Origin of the sequence: Vibrio sp. 10N.261.52.A1 (assembly GCF_002876325.1) — a bacterium.
Lineage (GTDB): Bacteria > Pseudomonadota > Gammaproteobacteria > Enterobacterales > Vibrionaceae > Vibrio > Vibrio chagasii.
The window spans coordinates 1-546 of the sequence record NZ_MCYD01001420.1 but is presented as its reverse complement, the minus strand read 5'-3'; the positions used below and the strand labels follow the sequence as shown (position 1 = coordinate 546).

At 45.2% G+C, this 546-nt stretch carries 1 protein-coding gene; it reads right to left on the bottom strand.

Going from position 1 to position 546, the window contains the following annotated elements; all coding sequences use genetic code 11:
* Nucleotides 1-546: type VI secretion IcmF C-terminal domain-containing protein (locus BCT81_RS28675; RefSeq protein WP_347232131.1), on the bottom strand; the 546-nt coding region annotated here is incomplete at both ends.

Genomic DNA, 546 nt, shown 5'->3' with positions numbered 1-546 from the left:
ATCACCTTGCCATGATTGTTGGCTCCAGAGCGTTGGGCCATGTCGGTAAGTAAAGATAGGCTTATCTGAGATGATGGAAAACTCCGTAATGTTTGGTGTCATATCGACGGCTTTTAATTGGAAATTGATCAACACATTGGACGGATCGGCCAAGAACAGGGCACTTTTGATATCGGCCGCTTTATCCATCATTGTCCAAACGTCAGGTGTAATCGACAATCCAGTCCCCGGAAGTAAGCCCGGTAAATAGGGCGCTTCATCACTGTTCTTGATAAAGCCATTGAGGCGAGTTTGGTGGAACTTATCGACGATTCCATTGGTCACGAAGAAGGCTTTAACGTCGGCGACACTCACGTCAGATTTTGATTTTCGATTGAACGGATAAAACGAAGCTAAACGTTGTTGATAAGGCTGATAGATCTCGTTCGACCAAGCTGTATTCAGGTAGTCATGAGCCAGTGACATTACGGTTTCATTACTTTGATGAACCACTTTGTTCACCAGTTCTTCTGCGACTTCTAGGTGATTGCTGGATAAGCTCGCGAG